This is a genomic window from Agrobacterium genomosp. 13 str. CFBP 6927, assembly GCA_900012615.1.
Lineage (GTDB): Bacteria > Pseudomonadota > Alphaproteobacteria > Rhizobiales > Rhizobiaceae > Agrobacterium.
The window spans coordinates 2912395-2929893 of the sequence record LT009756.1 but is presented as its reverse complement, the minus strand read 5'-3'; the positions used below and the strand labels follow the sequence as shown (position 1 = coordinate 2929893).

Annotated in this window: 19 protein-coding genes; 12 read left to right on the top strand and 7 right to left on the bottom strand. The window is 59.1% G+C overall.

The window, feature by feature from the left end:
- From AGR13A_RS25070 to AGR13A_RS14375, 4 genes are all read left to right on the top strand, one after another.
- Positions 1–198, top strand: a 198-nt coding sequence (locus AGR13A_RS25070; RefSeq protein WP_208612400.1) for a hypothetical protein, incomplete at its 5' end; no start/stop codon positions are given.
- 53 nt (positions 199–251) lie between these two features.
- Positions 252–2738: an ATP-dependent helicase HrpB gene (gene hrpB, locus AGR13A_RS14385; RefSeq protein ID WP_080836384.1), complete on the top strand. Its 2487-nt coding sequence runs from the start codon at positions 252–254 to the stop codon at positions 2736–2738.
- Positions 2739–2767: 29 nt separating this feature from the next.
- Positions 2768–4075, top strand: a complete 1308-nt coding sequence (actS, locus tag AGR13A_RS14380) for a two-component system sensor histidine kinase ActS (protein WP_080723096.1) — start codon at positions 2768–2770, stop codon at positions 4073–4075.
- 65 nt (positions 4076–4140) lie between these two features.
- The gene (locus AGR13A_RS14375) at positions 4141–4728 is read left to right on the top strand and encodes an ActR/PrrA/RegA family redox response regulator transcription factor (RefSeq protein ID WP_003492893.1); all 588 of its coding nucleotides are present in this window, start codon (positions 4141–4143) and stop codon (positions 4726–4728) included.
- A 60-nt stretch (positions 4729–4788) separates the two neighbouring features.
- Here the strand turns inward: AGR13A_RS14375 and AGR13A_RS14370 are convergent, their stop codons facing one another.
- Positions 4789–5274 carry an MmcB family DNA repair protein gene (locus AGR13A_RS14370; RefSeq protein WP_035222151.1) on the bottom strand — a complete coding sequence of 162 codons (486 nt, stop codon included), beginning with the start codon at positions 5272–5274 and terminating at the stop codon, positions 4789–4791.
- 183 nt (positions 5275–5457) lie between these two features.
- On the opposite strand from AGR13A_RS14370, the gene AGR13A_RS14365 reads away from it, so the two are divergent.
- On the top strand, positions 5458–6171 hold the full coding sequence (locus AGR13A_RS14365; RefSeq protein WP_080836382.1) for a L,D-transpeptidase: 714 nt from the start codon (positions 5458–5460) through the stop codon (positions 6169–6171).
- Between the two features lie 77 nt (positions 6172–6248).
- Here the strand turns inward: AGR13A_RS14365 and AGR13A_RS14360 are convergent, their stop codons facing one another.
- The 4 genes from AGR13A_RS14360 to hslV all read right to left on the bottom strand — a co-directional run bounded on the left by AGR13A_RS14360 (position 6249) and on the right by hslV (position 11612).
- A complete protein-coding gene (locus AGR13A_RS14360; RefSeq protein ID WP_080836380.1) occupies positions 6249–8417 on the bottom strand; it encodes a malate synthase G in 2169 nt (722 codons plus the stop codon).
- Between the two features lie 121 nt (positions 8418–8538).
- Complete coding sequence (locus tag AGR13A_RS14355) at positions 8539–9504, bottom strand: DUF1402 family protein (protein WP_080836907.1); 966 nt, start codon at positions 9502–9504, stop codon at positions 8539–8541.
- 197 nt (positions 9505–9701) lie between these two features.
- The gene (gene hslU, locus AGR13A_RS14350) at positions 9702–11009 is read right to left on the bottom strand and encodes an ATP-dependent protease ATPase subunit HslU (RefSeq protein ID WP_080836378.1); all 1308 of its coding nucleotides are present in this window, start codon (positions 11007–11009) and stop codon (positions 9702–9704) included.
- Positions 11010–11087: 78 nt separating this feature from the next.
- Positions 11088–11612 (bottom strand): ATP-dependent protease subunit HslV, encoded by a 525-nt coding sequence (gene hslV, locus AGR13A_RS14345; RefSeq protein WP_035222043.1) that lies wholly within the window; start codon positions 11610–11612, stop codon positions 11088–11090.
- A gap of 201 nt (positions 11613–11813) precedes the next feature.
- Between hslV and hisB the strand changes: the two genes are divergently transcribed.
- From hisB to coaA, 7 genes are read left to right on the top strand one after another with little or no spacing between them, the layout of a single operon-like run.
- The gene (gene hisB / locus AGR13A_RS14340) at positions 11814–12410 is read left to right on the top strand and encodes an imidazoleglycerol-phosphate dehydratase HisB (RefSeq protein WP_059759671.1); all 597 of its coding nucleotides are present in this window, start codon (positions 11814–11816) and stop codon (positions 12408–12410) included.
- A gap of 22 nt (positions 12411–12432) precedes the next feature.
- On the top strand, positions 12433–12927 hold the full coding sequence (locus AGR13A_RS14335; RefSeq protein WP_080836377.1) for a DUF2628 domain-containing protein: 495 nt from the start codon (positions 12433–12435) through the stop codon (positions 12925–12927).
- A gap of 1 nt (position 12928) precedes the next feature.
- Entirely contained in the window at positions 12929–13579 is a 651-nt protein-coding gene (hisH, locus tag AGR13A_RS14330; RefSeq protein ID WP_080836375.1) for an imidazole glycerol phosphate synthase subunit HisH, read from the top strand.
- Position 13580: 1 nt separating this feature from the next.
- Positions 13581–14324, top strand: coding sequence for a 1-(5-phosphoribosyl)-5-[(5-phosphoribosylamino)methylideneamino]imidazole-4-carboxamide isomerase (gene hisA, locus AGR13A_RS14325; protein WP_035222033.1), 744 nt, complete (start codon positions 13581–13583; stop codon positions 14322–14324).
- Entirely contained in the window at positions 14321–15097 is a 777-nt protein-coding gene (gene hisF / locus AGR13A_RS14320) for an imidazole glycerol phosphate synthase subunit HisF (RefSeq protein WP_080836372.1), read from the top strand. The genes hisA and hisF overlap by 4 nt, the downstream gene beginning before the upstream one ends.
- A gap of 15 nt (positions 15098–15112) precedes the next feature.
- Positions 15113–15436, top strand: coding sequence for a phosphoribosyl-ATP diphosphatase (locus AGR13A_RS14315; protein ID WP_080836370.1), 324 nt, complete (start codon positions 15113–15115; stop codon positions 15434–15436).
- Positions 15433–16434 (top strand): type I pantothenate kinase, encoded by a 1002-nt coding sequence (gene coaA / locus AGR13A_RS14310; RefSeq protein ID WP_208612399.1) that lies wholly within the window; start codon positions 15433–15435, stop codon positions 16432–16434. The genes AGR13A_RS14315 and coaA overlap by 4 nt, the downstream gene beginning before the upstream one ends.
- Before the next feature lie 49 nt (positions 16435–16483).
- Here coaA and lysM read toward each other — a convergent pair whose 3' ends face one another.
- Both lysM and arfB read right to left on the bottom strand, forming a co-directional pair.
- A complete protein-coding gene (gene lysM, locus AGR13A_RS14305; protein WP_035222026.1) occupies positions 16484–16936 on the bottom strand; it encodes a peptidoglycan-binding protein LysM in 453 nt (150 codons plus the stop codon).
- A gap of 84 nt (positions 16937–17020) precedes the next feature.
- Positions 17021–17455: an alternative ribosome rescue aminoacyl-tRNA hydrolase ArfB gene (arfB, locus tag AGR13A_RS14300; RefSeq protein ID WP_035222023.1), complete on the bottom strand. Its 435-nt coding sequence runs from the start codon at positions 17453–17455 to the stop codon at positions 17021–17023.
- Between the last annotated feature and the right edge of the window lie 44 nt (positions 17456–17499).

Sequence of the window (17499 nt, the reverse complement as noted above, 5' to 3'; positions counted from 1 at the left end):
TTACTGATTTTATTGGGTAGTTTCGTGAATTGGCGCGAAAGCGGGAAAATGGACGGGATATTCCGACGTTTCGCCAGGCGCTTCGATGCCCCCGCTCCATGCCTCATCGCAAATGGCACCCAAGGAACCGCAATTTTGCCGGCGGAGCATTCGCCCGATCCTTATATACGGCTGTCAAAGCACGGGGCCGTGCATTAGAAACGGCCTATGAGACGCTCAAACACCACCCCAGATGCCGCAGGCCTGTTTGCATGACCACAACACCCGTTCCCATAAAGACCGAATTGCCCGAACTTCCCGTCACTGCGGTTCTCAGCGATATCGCCGAGGCCCTGGCTGGGGCGAAGCGCGCCGTTCTTTCGGCCCCCCCGGGCGCGGGTAAAACGACACTCGTACCACTTCATCTCTTGCATCAGGAATGGCGGGGTGACGGCAAGATCATTCTTCTCGAACCACGCCGGCTTGCCGCCCGTGCCGCCGCCGGGCGCATGGCCGAGCTGCTTCACGAAGATGTAGGACAAACTGTCGGCTACCGCATGCGGCTCGACAATCGCGTCTCCTCAAGGACACGGATAGAAGTGGTGACGGAAGGCGTGTTCGCACGGATGGTTCTTGATGATCCCGAGCTTGCCGGCGTTTCGACGGTGATTTTCGACGAGTTTCACGAACGTTCGCTCGATGGCGATTTCGGGCTGGCGCTTGCTCTCGACGTCCAACTTGGATTGCGAGACGATCTGCGCCTCCTCGTGATGTCCGCCACTCTCGATGTGGAACGCATCAGCGCGTTAATGGGTGACGCCCCTGTCATTCAGAGCCTTGGCCGGACATTTCCGATCGACACGCGCTATGAGGACCGGTGGTCGGGTGTGCCGGTTGAAGAGAAAGTCGCAAAGGCGATTACCGAAGCCCATGGATCGGAGACGGGCTCCATCCTCGCCTTTCTGCCGGGGCAGGCGGAGATCACCCGAACAGCCACGCGGCTGGAGGGACGTTTTCCCGATGATACGGATATCATCCCCCTTTACGGCAATCTTTCGCAGCAGGAGCAGGATGCGGCGATCAGGCCGGCACCGGCCGGACGGCGCAAGATCGTGCTGGCCACCTCAATCGCCGAAACCTCGATTACCATCGATGGCGTGCGTGTGGTGATCGACAGCGGTTTGCAGCGACTGCCGGTCTTCGAGCCGGCAACCGGGATCACGAGGCTTGAGACGGTACGGGTGTCTCGGGCCTCCGCCGACCAGAGGGCGGGCCGCGCCGGGCGAACGGAACCCGGTGTCGCGATCCGCCTGTGGCATTCGGGACAGACGGCCGCGCTCAACGCTTTTACGCCGCCGCAAATTCTGGCGAGCGATCTTTCCGGCCTCGCACTCGATCTCGCCCATTGGGGTGTTCCCGATCCTTCCGCGCTCGCATTTCTGGATGCGCCTCCCGAAGCGGCTCTGAAGGAATCGGTCGCGCTTCTCAAAAATCTGGGTGCGCTCGACCAAGGCGGTGCGCTGACGCAGCGAGGTCGTCTGATGCGCGGTCTTTCACTGCCGCCGCGGCTGGCGGCCATGGTGATAGCGGCAACGGATGAGGGTGTGGGGAAAAAGGCGGCGATGCTTGCCGTCATGCTGACGGAACAAGGACTGGGCGGAAACGATACCGATCTCGACGAACGGCTACGGCGCTTTCTTTCCGACAGAAGCGAAAGGGCGCAGGCGGCGCGCAAGCTGGCATCGAGGCTGTTCGACACGATTGGCGGTGCGAAAGCGGCAACCGAACAGGCAAGCGAGGCTGGTCCGTTGCTGCTGCACGCCTATCCGGACCGAATTGCGCTTCAGCGTGGAGCACGCGGCCGTTATGTGATGGCGAATGGCCGGGGTGCCGAACTCGCCGAAACTGAACGGCTTGCGGCAAGCAGGATGCTGGTCGTAGCCGATATTACCGGGCGGGCGGCACAACCGCGCATCCTGGCGGCAGCTATTATCGAAAGGACTGATATAGAGGAGCGGATGCCGCAGCTCATCGTTCAGCAGGACCAACTGCTCTTCGACAAGGCGAGCGGTCAGGCGCGTGCGCGCCGCGTCACGCGCCTTGGCGCCATTATTCTGGACGAGACGCCCCTGCCCCGCCCGGAAGGTGAACAGGCAGCGCAGGCGCTCGCCAACGGCGTTCGGGAATTCGGCATCGGCATTCTTCCTCTGTCTAAAGAAACCCAGCAGCTGCGCGACAGGATAGGGTTTCTGCACGCCAGCATCGGTGACCCCTGGCCAGATGTCAGCGATGCGGCATTGCTTTTACGACTGGATGAATGGTTCGTGCCTTTCCAGAACGGCGCACGCAGCCTTCAGGACATCCGCGCCGGAAGTCTTTCAGAAGGGCTTTTAGCCCTGGTACCCTATGAAGTGGCGCGCGATCTCGGCAGGCTCGCGCCGACGCATTTCGAAGCGCCGACGGGCCAGCGGCATCCCATTCGTTACGATGCGAGCGAACCGACGCTTTCCATTCGCGTGCAGGAGCTTTTCGGACTGACGGCCCACCCTGCCATCGCGCAGGGACGATTGCCGCTGCTTCTGGAATTGACCTCGCCGGCGCACAGGCCGATACAGACGACACGCGATCTTCCCGGTTTCTGGGCGGGATCGTGGAAGGACGTGCGGGCGGACATGCGGGGCCGTTATCCGCGCCACCCCTGGCCGGAGGATCCGGCATCGGCATTGCCGACCAGCCGTGCAAAACCGCGCGGAACATGACGACGATGACAAAGGTGAAGGAGACGAAGGTGGCTGGCCATCCGATCGAAACCACGAGGCTTGGCCGCGCCAGCCGCAGGATAAGACTGCAAACCATCGTATGGTTGCGCTGGCTGGCAGTTGCGGGGCAGACCGCCACGATCCTGTTCGTCGCTTTCGGGCTGAATTTCCCTTTGCCGCTTCTGGCCTGCGGCCTTTTGATCGCGGCTCTGGCGCTTGCCAATCTGTTTCTCACCGCCCGCTTTCCCTCCACCTATCGCCTCGAACCCTGGGAAGCGACGCTGCTGCTTGCTTTCGACCTTCTGCAATTGACCGCGCTGATCTATATTACCGGCGGACTTTCCAATCCTTTCGCGCCGCTGATCTGCGTGCAGGTCATCATCGCCTTTGCCTCGCAGCCGCTTCGGCATTCTCTTATTCTTCTTGCCTTTGCCGTTATCTGCTCGACTGCCATCGCGTTTTCGCCGTTTCCGGTTCCCTGGTATCCCGATGAGGTGCTGCCGATCCAGCTTCTGCTGCATGTCGGCACCTGGGTCGCGATCATTGCCACCACCTCCTTCGCAGCCTTTTATGCCTATCGCGTTTCGCACGAGGCCAACCAGCTGGCGGATGCGCTGGCTGCGACCGAACTGGTGCTGGAGCGGGAAAAACACCTGTCGCAGCTGGACGGGCTGGCCGCCGCCGCCGCCCATGAGCTGGGCACGCCGCTGGCGACAATCAGCGTCGTCGCCAAGGAAATGGAGCGAGAACTCGGCAATGATGACAGGTATGGCGAGGACATAGCGCTATTGCGCAGTCAGAGCGAAAGATGCCGCGATATTCTGCGTCGCCTGACATCGCTTTCCGCCGACAATGAAGAACATATGCGCCGCCTGCCGCTCTCCTCACTGATCGAGGAGGTGATGGCGCCGCACCGGGAATTCGGCATTCGCCTTGAACTCGTGGAAAAGAACAGCCGGGCCGACGAGCCGGTCGGTATCCGCAACGCCGGGATTATTTACGGGCTGGGCAACCTCATCGAAAACGGCGTGGACTATGCACGAGAAAAAGTGACCCTGACCGTGGATTACGATTCGCAGAATGTCGTCGTCGTCATCGAGGATGACGGTCCTGGTTATGCCCATGACGTGCTTGCCCGCATCGGCGAGCCCTATGTGACCGAACGTCACAACGACACGCGGGCCGGTGGGCTGGGGCTCGGGCTTTTCATCGCCAAGACGTTGCTGGAAAGGTCCGGCGCCACCGTCACTTTCGGAAATCGCGGTTCAAGCGAAACCGGCGCGCGGGTCACAATCGTCTGGCCTCGGGCACTTATGGACGATAAAAGAAGCCGTTGACTTTACCATCCACGTTGAAGCGGCGATAAGAAGACAGCCGACGAAGTTGCCGGAAGGCCGGAAACATGAAAACAGAAGATCAGAACCCATCCACCAGCGCGCCGACGGACGACGAAGATCCGATCGGACCCGACAGATCGCTTTTGATCGTTGATGATGACGGCCCGTTTCTGCGCCGGCTTGCGCGGGCGATGGAAACACGCGGTTTTGCCGTCGACACCGCCGAGACGGTCAGCGAGGGTATTGCCCGTTCCAAGGCTGCGCCGCCTAAATATGCGGTCGTCGATTTGAGACTTGCGGATGGCAACGGTCTGGAGGTCATCGAAGCCATCAGGCAGAACCGGGACGATACGCAGATCGTGGTGCTGACCGGCTACGGCAATATCGCCACCGCCGTCACCGCCGTGAAACTCGGGGCGCTGGACTATCTCGCAAAACCCGCCGATGCGGACGATGTCTTTAATGCGCTCACACAGCGCAAGGGTGAAAAGACGGAAGTTCCTGAGAACCCCATGTCGGCCGACCGGGTACGGTGGGAGCATATTCAGCGCGTTTATGAAATGTGCGAACGCAACGTCTCGGAAACGGCTCGCCGGCTCAACATGCACCGACGGACATTGCAGCGCATTCTGGCAAAACGCGCGCCGAAGTAGAGTATTTCCAGTAAAAATGCGAAGCGGTTCTGCGTCCGGAAAATGCGGCCAGAGCCGGCATTATTCACCGAAACTGCGGCCCGTTGTCCATTCCGCCAGCATCAGGCGGGTTGCAGCGGTTCTCGAGAAATCGAGCATCACCGATTTGCGGGTCGCCGGCGGCAATTTGTGCTCCGGCGCATCGCGCAGCATATGCGCGCCATATCCATCCGACAGGATAAGGCCGCATTCCTCGGGGAATATTTCGGTGGGCACTTCCGGGTGCGTGGCGAAAAACAGCCGGTCGCAATGCAGACGATAGTCCGGCCACTTGCGATCGACGCGGAAATCCTCAATCGAGGATTTGATCTCGATGATCCATATCTCGCCCTTTGCCGACAGGCTGATGAGATCAGCCCGCCGTCCGCTGGCAAGCGGAAGTTCCGGCAGCACCGAATGGCGCATCTCGTGCAAAAGCACCTGCACGCCGCGGCGCACCAGCATCGCTTTGTCCGACTGGCGACCATCTATTAACGGATTATTGTTGGTAACGGAAAGAATAGTCATGGATAAAGGCTGCTGAAGCGTTTGGCCTATTGTTGCAAAAAGGCAATCAACCGGCAATTTTAAATGCACAACCGTCTTGCGGCGGCGCAACGGCTTGCCAAGAGCGGCTGAATGGAAAATAACCGATTTATCCAATTAAGCCTACTCCTTCGCACAATTTGGCGAATTTTCCGCGAGAACGACATGCGCATCCGTACCCCATTGACCGCACTCGGTCTGACGGCAGCACTGGCTCTGGCCGGCTGCGCCGAAACCACTTCCCAATCATCTGCGCCGACATCCGGCAAGATCGCGGCCTCCGTGCCGGTCGCCGACCCGGTTCCGGCGAAGGTCGAAACAGTGCAGATCTTCAACGATGTTTACGGCCCCGTGACTGATGCGGGTTATGCGCTGCCGGCCATTCCGATCAATCGTGTGAACGAGAAGTTCCGTCGCCAGATCGTCGAGTTTCAGACCAGCGAACGGCCGGGCACGATCATCGTCAATACGCGCGACCGTTACCTCTATTATATCCTGTCTGGCAACCGTGCGGTTCGTTACGGCATCGGTGTCGGCAAGGCCGGTTTCGCCTGGGCCGGTGAGGCTTATGTCGCCTGGAAGCAGGAATGGCCGATGTGGCATCCGCCAAAGGAAATGGCGGACCGCAAGCCGGAAGTCGCGAAATATGTCGAGGCAGGCATGGGTCCGGGTCTTACCAACCCGCTCGGTGCGCGCGCCATGTATCTCTTCAATGAAAAGGGACAGGACACACTGTTCCGCATCCATGGTTCGCCCGAATGGGCTTCGATCGGCACCGCCGCCTCTTCCGGCTGCATCCGCATGATCAACCAGGACGTCATGGATCTTTACAGCCGCGTCCGTCCGGGCCGCAGCTCCAAGGTCGTCGTGATCCAGTAAAGATCACATACCTGACAAGAAAAAGCCGCCGTGGATTTCCCCGGCGGCTTTTTTGTTTCTCAGGACTGCTGACGGCTTCAGGCCGCCTGTTTTGCCTTCAGTTCCAGACGACGGCGGTGCAGAACCGGCTCGGTGTAGCCGTTCGGTTGTTCACGGCCCTTCAGCACCAGTTCGACAGCCGCCTGAAATGCGACCGATCCGTCGAAGTCGGATGCCATCGGCAGATAGGCCGGATCGCCGGCATTCTGCGCATCGACAACAGCTGCCATGCGCTTCATCGTCTCGACGATCTGTTCCTGTGTCACCACGCCATGGCGCAGCCAGTTCGCCATATGCTGCGCGGAGATACGCAGTGTGGCGCGATCCTCCATCAGCCCGACATTGTTGATATCGGGCACCTTGGAGCAACCAACGCCCTGATCGACCCAGCGCACGACATATCCCAGAATACCCTGTGCATTATTGTCGAGTTCGCGCTGAATTTCCTCCGGCGTCCAGTTGGGACGCGGTGCGACCGGCACGGACAGGATATCGGAGAGCTTCGCGCGGCCGCGGCTTTTCAAGCCTTCCTGAACGGCAGCAACATCAACCTTGTGATAATGCGTGGCATGCAGCGTCGCGGCCGTCGGTGATGGCACCCAGGCGGTGTTGGCACCGGCTTTCGGATGGGCGATCTTCTGCTCCAGCATCGCCGCCATCAGGTCCGGCATGGCCCACATGCCCTTGCCGATCTGCGCATGGCCTGAGAGACCGCATTCCAGCCCGATATCGACGTTCCAGTTCTCGTATGCCGCGATCCAGGCCGCCTGCTTCATATCGCCCTTGCGGATCATCGGACCCGCTTCCATCGAGGTATGGATTTCGTCACCCGTGCGGTCGAGGAAGCCGGTATTGATGAAGACGACCCGGTCCTTTGCCGCGCGGATGCTTTCCTTGAGATTGACCGTGGTGCGGCGCTCCTCGTCCATGATGCCCATTTTCATGGTGTTCGGCGCCATGCCGACAAGCTGTTCGACGCGGGTGAAAATCTCGTTGGCGAAGGCGACTTCCTCCGGCCCATGCATCTTCGGCTTGACCACATACATGGAGCCGGCGCGGGAATTCTGCCGCCGCCCGGACGGACCGACGTCGTAAAGCGCGATCAGAGCCGTGACGACAGCGTCCATGATGCCTTCCGGCACCTCGCGACCATCCCTGTCGAGGATTGCCGGATTGGTCATGAGATGACCGACATTGCGCACCAGCATCAGGGAGCGCCCCGGCAGAGTGAGCGCCGACCCATCGGGGGCGGTATAATAACGATCCGGATTGAGGCTTCTGATGAAGGTCTTGCCACCCTTCGAAACCTCTTCCGTCAGGTCGCCGCGCATCAGGCCGAGCCAGTTGCCATAGACCAGCACCTTGTCTTCGGCATCGACGGCGGCAACCGAATCCTCGCAATCCATGATGGTTGTGAGGGCGGATTCGAGAATGACATCCGAGATACCTGCCCTGTCGCCTCTGCCGATTTCGGTCGACGGATCGATGACGATCTCCGTGTGCAAACCGTTCTTGCCAAGCAGAATCGTTGCCGGCTTTGCCGCCTCACCGGTAAAGCCCTTGAATTGAGCGGCGTCCTTGAGGCCGGTCGTGCCGTCCCCGATTGCAAGCTGCAATGCGCCGTCAACGATCTTGAAGCCAGTCACATCCGACCAGCCCGCCGTTTCGAGCGGGGCCGATTCATCAAGGAAGTTTCTCGCCCAGGCGATGACTTTGTCGCCGCGCTTCGGATTGTAGCCCCTGCCCTTTTCCGCGCCGTCGGCATCAGAAATGGCGTCCGTGCCGTAAAGCGCGTCGTAAAGCGAACCCCAGCGGGCATTGGCGGCGTTCAGCGCATAACGCGCATTCATGACGGGAACAACCAGCTGCGGGCCTGCGACAAGGGCAATTTCCGGGTCGACATTGCCGGTTTCCACCCTGAAGCCGGGGCCTTCCGGCAGCAGGTAACCGATTTCCTTTAGAAAGCCTTCATAGGCATCGAAATCCAGGGGAGCGCCGTTCTGCCGGTACCAGCCATCCAGTTTTTCCTGTAGGGAATCGCGCCTGGCAAGCAGCTCACGGTTCTTCGGGGACAGCTCGTGGACAATGCTGGAAAAGCCCTTGAAAAAGGTTTCGCTGTCCAGACCCGTGCCCGGCAGCACCTCGTCCGTCAAAAAGGCATAAAGCCTGTCATCGATGGAAAGACCGAATTTATCCGTGCGGCTCATATGCGCCTCCTCATTATTCTATGCGTCCAGATTGGACGCTGAGGCGGGCGCTCGTCAATTGCGGCAGGCAGCCAAATATTATTTCCTTTTTGGAAATAATACGATCGATAATCGTCTTTTTCTACAAAAGCGCCTGCAAATCCTTGATGCGGTCATTCACAAGCCAGCCATAGTAGTTTTCTTCCGGCAATAGGGGCTGCTCCCCACCCGAGGCGCGCTGGCGGTTCTTCTGGGCAAGGGCAGCGGCGCGCTGCTGCGAACCACCGACATTATAAAGGGTGGAGGTCACGCCCGGGTTTTTTGAAATATCCATATCGGCAATCGATCTGTAATCGTCGATCGACTTGCGGATCGAAGCGGCCATGAAGGCCAGCGAGCGGTCAGGATCCATGATCGCCGTGTAAACGGCGGTAGCGTCATTCTCATCCAGCTTCTCATAGCCCGACGTTCTCGACACCATATCGGACAGCATCAGTGCCGTCAGCGGATTGATCTGGCCAAGACCGAAAGTCTGGCCGGCATAAAAGGGCTGGAAGAATACGGCGCTGAAACGGTTGTTCGGATAAGCGACGCCATCCACCGTCTTGCCGCGGAAACTGTCTTCCCAGACATCTTCCCGACAGTTCCAGACACTGTAGGAATCCTTTTTCGACTGGCACTTGGCAAATTGCGAATGGGCCAGAAACTGCGCGATGGTTTCGTCCTTATAGCCGAAACGGAAGCTGTTGCCCGCATAAGAGGCCGCTTTGACGTAATAGGACTGCAGCCGATCATAGGCGTCGACATTATAAGTGTGTTCACCGACGATCGCGCCGATCATATGGATCGGATCGATACCGTAGCGTCCGGCAGTCGACTTGATCTTGGCGATCAGCGCCTTGTCAGAGGACAGAAGGTCGATCACCTTCTGATATTTACGGTCGAAAGAGCTGTTGGACGCCTTGGTCCTGCGCGCGGAAGCCCCAGGAACGCCCGGCTGTTCGGCATTGCGATTGCCCGGTGGAACGACCGTCGCAGCCTCGGCATAAGAAGACGAGACGACGGTGAACGTCAAAGCAGCGGCAAATGCCAGAAGAGTTTTGCGCACGAGCGAATGCCTTTTCTCAAGCCTGCGGCTTCCCTTCGAAACACGTGAGGAAAACCGGACCATTCCACGAAAGCGGTTCCAACCGGAATGCAGCCCTTCCCATAAACAAAATGCGGGCTGAATGCGAGATGAGGCAGATAAAATAAAAGAGTGCGGCAAATATGGCCGCACTCCCTTATCTTTAGTCTCTATAGTCTTCAAAGAATATAGCGGGACAAGTCCGTATCGGCAGCAAGATCGCCGACATGTTTTTTGACGTATTCCTGATCGATCTTGACGGCGGAACCGCCGCGATCCGGTGCGTTGAAGGAAATCTCGTCCAGAACCCGCTCCATCACCGTTTGCAGGCGGCGCGCCCCGATATTCTCAACCGAGGAGTTGAGATGAACGGCCACATCGGCCAGCGCATCGATCGCGTCATCAGTAAAGTCGAGGTCAAGTTCTTCCGTCGCCATCAGCGCCTTGTACTGGCGGATGAGGCTTGCTTCCGTCTCCGTCAGGATACGGCGGAAATCCTCCTTGGTCAGCGGCTTCAACTCGACGCGGATCGGCAGACGGCCCTGAAGCTCCGGCAGAAGATCCGACGGCTTTGCCACATGGAAAGCGCCCGATGCGATGAAGAGAACGTGGTCGGTCTTCACCGGTCCGTATTTCGTCGAAACAGTCGTGCCTTCGACCAGCGGAAGCAAATCGCGCTGCACGCCTTCGCGCGAGACGCCGGCACCCATGCCACCGTCGCGGGCGGCGATCTTGTCGATCTCGTCAAGGAAAACGATGCCATCATTTTCGACGGACTTCACCGCCTCGCGCTGGATCATTTCATTGTCGAGCAGCTTGTCGGATTCATCGCGGATAAGATCGGCATAGGATTTCGATACTGTCGTGCGCACCTTCTTGGTGCGTCCGCCCATGGCCTTGCCAAACATTTCCGACAGGTTGAGAACGCCGATATTGGCGCCCGGCATGCCGGGAATTTCGAAACCGGGCATGCCCGAGCCGCTATCCGCCACTTCGATATCGATTTCCTTGTCGTCCAGTTCGCCGTCGCGCAGCTTCTTGCGGAAGCTTTCACGCGTACCGGGCGATGCGGTTGCGCCAACCAGCGCATCGAGCACCCGCTCTTCGGCGCTCTGATGCGCCTTGGCCTGTACTTCGGCGCGTTTCTTTTCACGCACGAGGCCGATGCCGATCTCGACCAGATCGCGAATGATCTGCTCGACATCGCGGCCGACATAACCGACTTCGGTGAACTTGGTCGCCTCGACCTTGATGAAGGGCGCACCGGCCAGCTTCGCAAGGCGGCGCGAAATCTCCGTCTTGCCGACACCGGTCGGCCCGATCATGAGAATGTTTTTCGGCATGACTTCGTCGCGCAGGCTCTCATCGAGCTGCTGGCGGCGCCAGCGGTTACGCAGCGCAATCGCCACCGCGCGTTTGGCCTCATGCTGGCCGATGATGAAGCGGTCGAGTTCCGAGACGATTTCCCGGGGAGAAAAAGTGGTCATTCTATCCTCTCGGCTTTCCTGTTCCGGCCGGCCATTCCGGCCCGGCCCACAGGACCCTTGGGTGAGAAATGGGGTTGCTTATTCGGCGTCGAGCGTTTCGACGACGAGATTGTGATTGGTATAAACGCAGATATCGGCGGCGATATCGAGCGACTGGCGCGCCACGTCCTCAGCCGATTTGTCCGTGTCCATCATGGCGCGGGCAGCCGCGAAGGCATAGTTGCCGCCGGAACCGATGGCGATCGCGCCGTGCTCGGGCTCCAGCACATCGCCATTGCCGGTGATGGCGAGCGTGGTGGATTTATCGGCCACCAGCATCATGGCTTCGAGATTGCGCAGATATTTATCCGTGCGCCAGTCCTTCGCAAGCTCCACGGCGGCGCGCATGAGCTGGCCGGGATATTGCTCGAGTTTCTTTTCAAGACGGTCAAGCAGCGTGAAAGCATCCGCCGTCGCGCCGGCAAAACCGGCAATCACTTCACCCTTGCCGATGCGGCGAACCTTGCGGGCATTACCCTTCATGACGGTCTGGCCGAGGCTTACCTGACCATCGCCAGCCATGACGACCTTGCCGCCCTTCCTGACTGTAATAATCGTTGTCATCAAACACCTGTCTGCCCTGCCGGGCCTGCTGTTAACGGACCGGGATGCGGCCCTTCTCGAGTTCTATGTAAGTTTGCTTTTCGCGATTGCAATCATCCTTGCCACGCGCAGTTTTATGCAGGCCAGACAAGACGATGGAACAACTGGATATTTGTGTCCCGTGCTGATAAGGAACGGCAACATTTCCACGGAGCGGCCAAAATGGCAGAACGTAAAGGCGAGATTATCCGCAAGACCAACGAAACCTCGGTTTCGGTGCGCGTGGATATCGACGGCACCGGCAAATCGAAAATTTCCACCGGCGTGGGATTTTTCGACCATATGCTGGACCAGCTCAGCCGCCATTCGCTGATCGACATGGAGATCGAGGTAGAGGGTGATCTGCATATCGATGATCATCACACGGTGGAAGATACCGGCATCGCCATCGGCCAGGCGATTGCCAGGGCGCTGGGCGACCGGCGCGGCATTACCCGTTATGCCTCGCTCGATCTTGCCATGGACGAGACAATGACCAAGGCCGCCGTCGATATTTCCGGCCGGCCTTTCCTCGTCTGGAACGTCAATTTTTCCGCGCCGAAGATCGGCACCTTCGACACGGAACTGGTGCGTGAATTCTTTCAGGCGCTGGCCCAGAATGCCGGCATCACATTGCATATCCTGAACCATTACGGCGCCAACAACCATCATATCGCCGAAACATGCTTCAAGGCCGTTGCCCGCGTTCTTCGCACGGCAACCGAGATCGACCCCCGGCAGGCAGGCCGCGTTCCCTCCACGAAGGGCATGCTGGCCTGACGCCAAAGCTGTCAGGAAGCCCATGACAAGCTATCTCGTTCTGGAAGCCCCCAACGGGCCGGACAGGGACCACAAGACGACCCGCTTCATTGCAGACCGTTTTGTCTGGCTGGCGCTGATCGCGCCCTGGCTATGGCTTGCGATAAACCGGCTGTGGCTCGCCGCAACCGTCGTTTTCATCGCCCTTCTTCTGGCCGGGCAGGCATCAATGTTACCCGGATTCGAACCGGCGGGCATTTTGTGTGGTTTCGCCATCGCCCTCATCACGGCGCTGGAGGGACGCAATTTCCTTGCCCGGCATCTTGTCCGTAAAGGCTGGAAGATGACATCCATCGTTTCCGCCCCTGATCTTTCGAGTGCCGAAGAGATATATTTCTCCGGTCTCGGCGAAAACACCGAGTGGGCGGAACAGCTGTCCCAGCCGGTCTGGACCCCTTCGCCGCAAAAGAGCGGCGACAAAAACTTCGTCAACGATCCCGCCGGATCGTTTCTTTTCGACTTGAATGGAAGGCGCTGACATGCGTGTCGCGATCATCGACTACGGTTCGGGCAATCTGCGTTCGGCCACCAAAGCTTTCGAGCGTGCCGCCCGTGAAGCCGGCATCAATGCAACCATCGACCTGACCGACAAGCCGGATCATGTCGCCTCGGCGGATCGCATCGTTCTGCCGGGCGTCGGCGCCTATGCGGATTGCCGCGCCGGTCTTGACGCCGTTCCCGGCATGCATGAAGCGCTCATCGAAGCCGTGGAGAAAAAGGCCCATCCGTTCCTTGGTATCTGCGTCGGCATGCAGCTGATGTCCTCGCGCGGGCTGGAAAAGACTGTCAGCAAGGGCCTTGGCTGGATCGAAGGCGATGTCGTGGAAATGACGCCGTCCGATCCGAGCCTGAAGATTCCGCAGATCGGCTGGAACACGCTGGAAATCCGTCACGCCCACCCACTATTCGACGGTATCAAGACCGGCGCGGACGGATTGCACGCCTATTTCGTACATTCCTATCATCTGGCAGCCAAGCATTCGACGGATGTCATCGCCACCACCAATTACGGTGGCGCGATGACGGCTTTCGTCGGGCGCGACAATATGGCGGGCGCACAGTTCCACCCGGAAAAAAGCCAGACGCTCGGCCTTGCCCTGATTTCCAATTTCCTGCGCTGGAAGCCCTGACATGATTCTTTTTCCCGCAATCGACCTTAAAGACGGCCAGTGCGTTCGCCTGAAACTCGGCGATATGGAGCAGGCCACCGTCTATAACGAGGACCCCGGCGCGCAGGCGAAAGCCTTCGAGGATCAGGGCTTCGAATGGCTGCATGTCGTTGATCTCAACGGCGCCTTTGCCGGCCAGACAGTCAATGGCGAGGCGGTCGACGCCATTCTGAAAGCCACGAAAAACCCGGTGCAGCTTGGCGGCGGCATCCGTACGCTCGACCACATCGAAGCGTGGCTCAGCCGTGGGCTTGCCCGTGTCATTCTCGGCACCGTGGCGGTTCGTGATCCGGTTCTGGTCATCGAAGCCTGCAAGCGTTTCCCCGGCCAGGTCGCCGTCGGCATCGATGCCAAGGGCGGCAAAGTCGCTGTTGAAGGCTGGGCAGAGGCGTCCGAACTCGGCGTCATCGAACTGGCCAAACGTTTCGAAGGTGCCGGCGTCGCGGCCATCATCTACACCGATATTGATCGCGACGGCATTCTGGCCGGCATCAACTGGGCTTCGACGCTGGAACTGGCGAATGCCGTGTCGATCCCGGTCATCGCCTCCGGCGGTCTCGCATCCATCGATGACATAAAGCGCATGTTGCAGCCCGATGCCGCAAAGCTCGAAGGCGCAATTTCCGGCCGCGCCCTTTACGACGGCCGCATCGATCCCACCGAGGCGCTTGCCCTCATCAAGGCTGCGAAGGAGGTAAACGCATGACCCTCAAAGCCCGCGTTATTCCCTGCCTGGATGTGAAGGACGGCCGTGTCGTCAAGGGCGTGAACTTCGTTGACCTGGTCGATGCCGGCGACCCGGTCGAGGCGGCGAAGGCCTATGATGCGGCGGGAGCGGACGAACTCTGCTTCCTCGACATCACCGCCTCCTCGGATAATCGCGACACGATCTTCGATGTCGTCTCGCGCACCGCAGATCATTGTTTCATGCCGGTAACGGTTGGCGGTGGGGTTCGCAGTGTTGCGGATATCCGCAAGCTGCTTCTGTGCGGCGCCGACAAGGTCTCGATCAATTCCGCAGCCGTCAAGGATCCGGATTTCGTGGCGCAGGCGGCCGACAAGTTCGGCAACCAGTGCATCGTTGTTTCCATCGACGCCAAGCGGGTGTCGAAAGATAGAGAAATCGACCGCTGGGAAATATTCACCCATGGTGGACGCCAGCCGACCGGGATCGATGCCGTGGAATTCGCCATCAAGATGGTCGAACGCGGCGCCGGCGAATTGCTGGTTACCTCGATGGATCGCGACGGCACCAAGAGCGGATACGATATTGGCCTGACGCGCAGCATTGCCGATCAGGTTCGCGTGCCCGTCATCGCCTCGGGCGGCGTCGGCACCCTGGATGATCTGGTGGCAGGTGTGCGTGATGGCCATGCGACAGCGGTACTCGCCGCCTCCATCTTCCACTTCGGCACCTATTCGATCGGGCAAGCCAAGACCTATATGGCCGAGCATGGCATCGCCATGCGTCTCGACTGATTGCAGGAATTTTCCATGAGCGCATTTTCCCTTTCCGATCTGGAACGCATTGTCGCGACACGCGCCGCTGCCTCTCCTGACGAATCCTGGACGGCCAAGCTGGTTGCTGCCGGCCAGGAGCGTGCGGCGAAAAAACTGGGCGAAGAGGCTGTCGAAGCCGTTATCGCCGCTATCGCGAAGGATCGCGACGGGCTGAAAAACGAGGCCGCCGATCTGCTTTACCATCTGCTGGTGGTGCTGAAGATCGCCGACATTGCGTTGGACGATGTTTTTGCCGAGCTGGAGCGCCGGACGGGTCAAACCGGCCTTGCTGAAAAGGCAGCGAGGCCTAACTCATGAATGTCGGGGCAGGCAGCGGGGAGAGAGGCATGCCGAGCACACTCGATCATTTCCGACCAGATGAATATTCACCCTACCACTTCTTCAGTTCGGAAGAATGGTCGAAGTTTCGTGCCGACACGCCACTGACGCTTTCCGCCGACGAGGTCAAGCGACTGCGCTCACTGGACGATCCGATCGATCTGGACGAAGTGCGGCGCATCTATCTGTCGCTGTCGCGCCTGCTGTCTTCGCATGTGGAAGCGTCGCAGCTGCTGTTCGAGCAGCGCAACCGCTTCCTCAACATGGGGGATGTCAACAAGACGCCTTTCGTCATCGGTATTGCCGGTTCGGTGGCCGTTGGTAAATCGACGACGGCGCGTATCCTGAAGGAGCTTCTGGCCCGCTGGCCCTCCAGCCCGAAAGTCGATCTCATCACCACCGACGGCTTTCTTTACCCGAACGAGGTGCTGAGACGCGAGAACCTGATGGAGCGCAAGGGCTTTCCTGAAAGCTACGATATCGGTGCGCTCTTACGTTTCCTCTCGGCAATCAAGGCGGGCCAGCCCAATGTGAAGGCACCACGCTATTCGCACCTGACCTATGACGTGCTGCCGAACGAATTCACCGTCATCGATCAGCCGGATATCCTGATCTTCGAAGGCATCAACGTCCTGCAATCGCGTGATCTACCCGCAGGCGGGCGGATCGTGCCGATCGTTTCGGATTTCTTCGATTTCTCGATCTATATCGATGCGGATGAGGACTTCATTCACAACTGGTATGTGAACCGGTTCATGAATCTGCGGCAAACCGCTTTCCGCGACCCGAATTCCTTCTTCAATCGCTATGCATCGATCAGCGAGGAAGCAGCACTCAGCATTGCCGAGGGTCTCTGGCAGAACATCAACCTGAAGAACCTGCGCCAGAACATCGTGCCCACGCGCCCGCGCGCAGACCTTATCTTGCGCAAGGGAAAGAACCACCTGATCGACACGGTGGCGCTTCGCAAATTGTGAAAGATGCCGCGCAACGCGGCATCTCCATTGCGATAGTTAAAACCCGTTATTACGCAAGCTCAGGAATACGCAGGACCTGACCGGGATAGATTTTATCTGGATGGGTCAGCATCGGCTTGTTGGCTTCGAAGATGATATTGTTCTTCGCGCCATTGGCCTTGCCGTACTGGGCCTCTGCGATCTTCCAGAGGTTATCGCCCTTCTTGACCGTATAAAAGACGGGTTCCTTCGCCGGCGCCTCAGTCACCTTCAGCTCGCCAGCCTCGACCTTGGAAATGCCAAGCGTATTGCCAACCGCGATGACCGCCTTTTCGAAAACCGACTGATCGGCCACTTCGCCCTTCAGGACGACCTTGTCGTCCACCACCTCGACCTGAACCTTGTCCGTGCCGAGATCGTGAGAAGCGAGTTCCTTCTTGACAGCTTCGACATCGGGAGCATCGTCGCCGCCGCCGATACCAAGCTTCTTTCCAGCTTCCTTGATGAAATTGAATAGACCCATAGCACCCTCCTTGGTTGTAGGGAGGCTTACCAGACGATATTTGAGGCTCTATGACAAGGGCGAAACATTTTGCCGGCCCGAAGCCTATTCACCTGACGGCTTGCCGCGCATTTTCTTGACATCCGAACGTCCGGACTTTGCCTTGAGGCGGCGCTCGACGGACCCCTTGGTTGGCTTGGTGGCCTTGCGCACCGGCGGCGGCGGGGCGGCGGCTTCGAGGATCAGTTCCTTGAGCCTTTCGCGCGCGTCTTCGCGATTGCGCTCCTGGCTGCGAAACCTGCTTGCCTCTATCATCAGCACGCCGTCTTTCGAAACACGCCTGCCGCCCAGACGCAGAGCATTGGTCTTCACCCGCTCCGGCAGGGAGGGGGAATTGGCAATGTCGAAAAACAGCTGGACCGCCGTCGAGACCTTATTGACGTTCTGGCCGCCCGGACCGCCGGCCAGCACAAATTGCTCCGTCAGCTCCCAGCCGGCGATGGTAATACGGTTACTGATGTAAAGCGCGTCGCTGGCCATGATCTTTCTCCGCGCCGGTGATGCCACAGATCGCAAAAAATGAA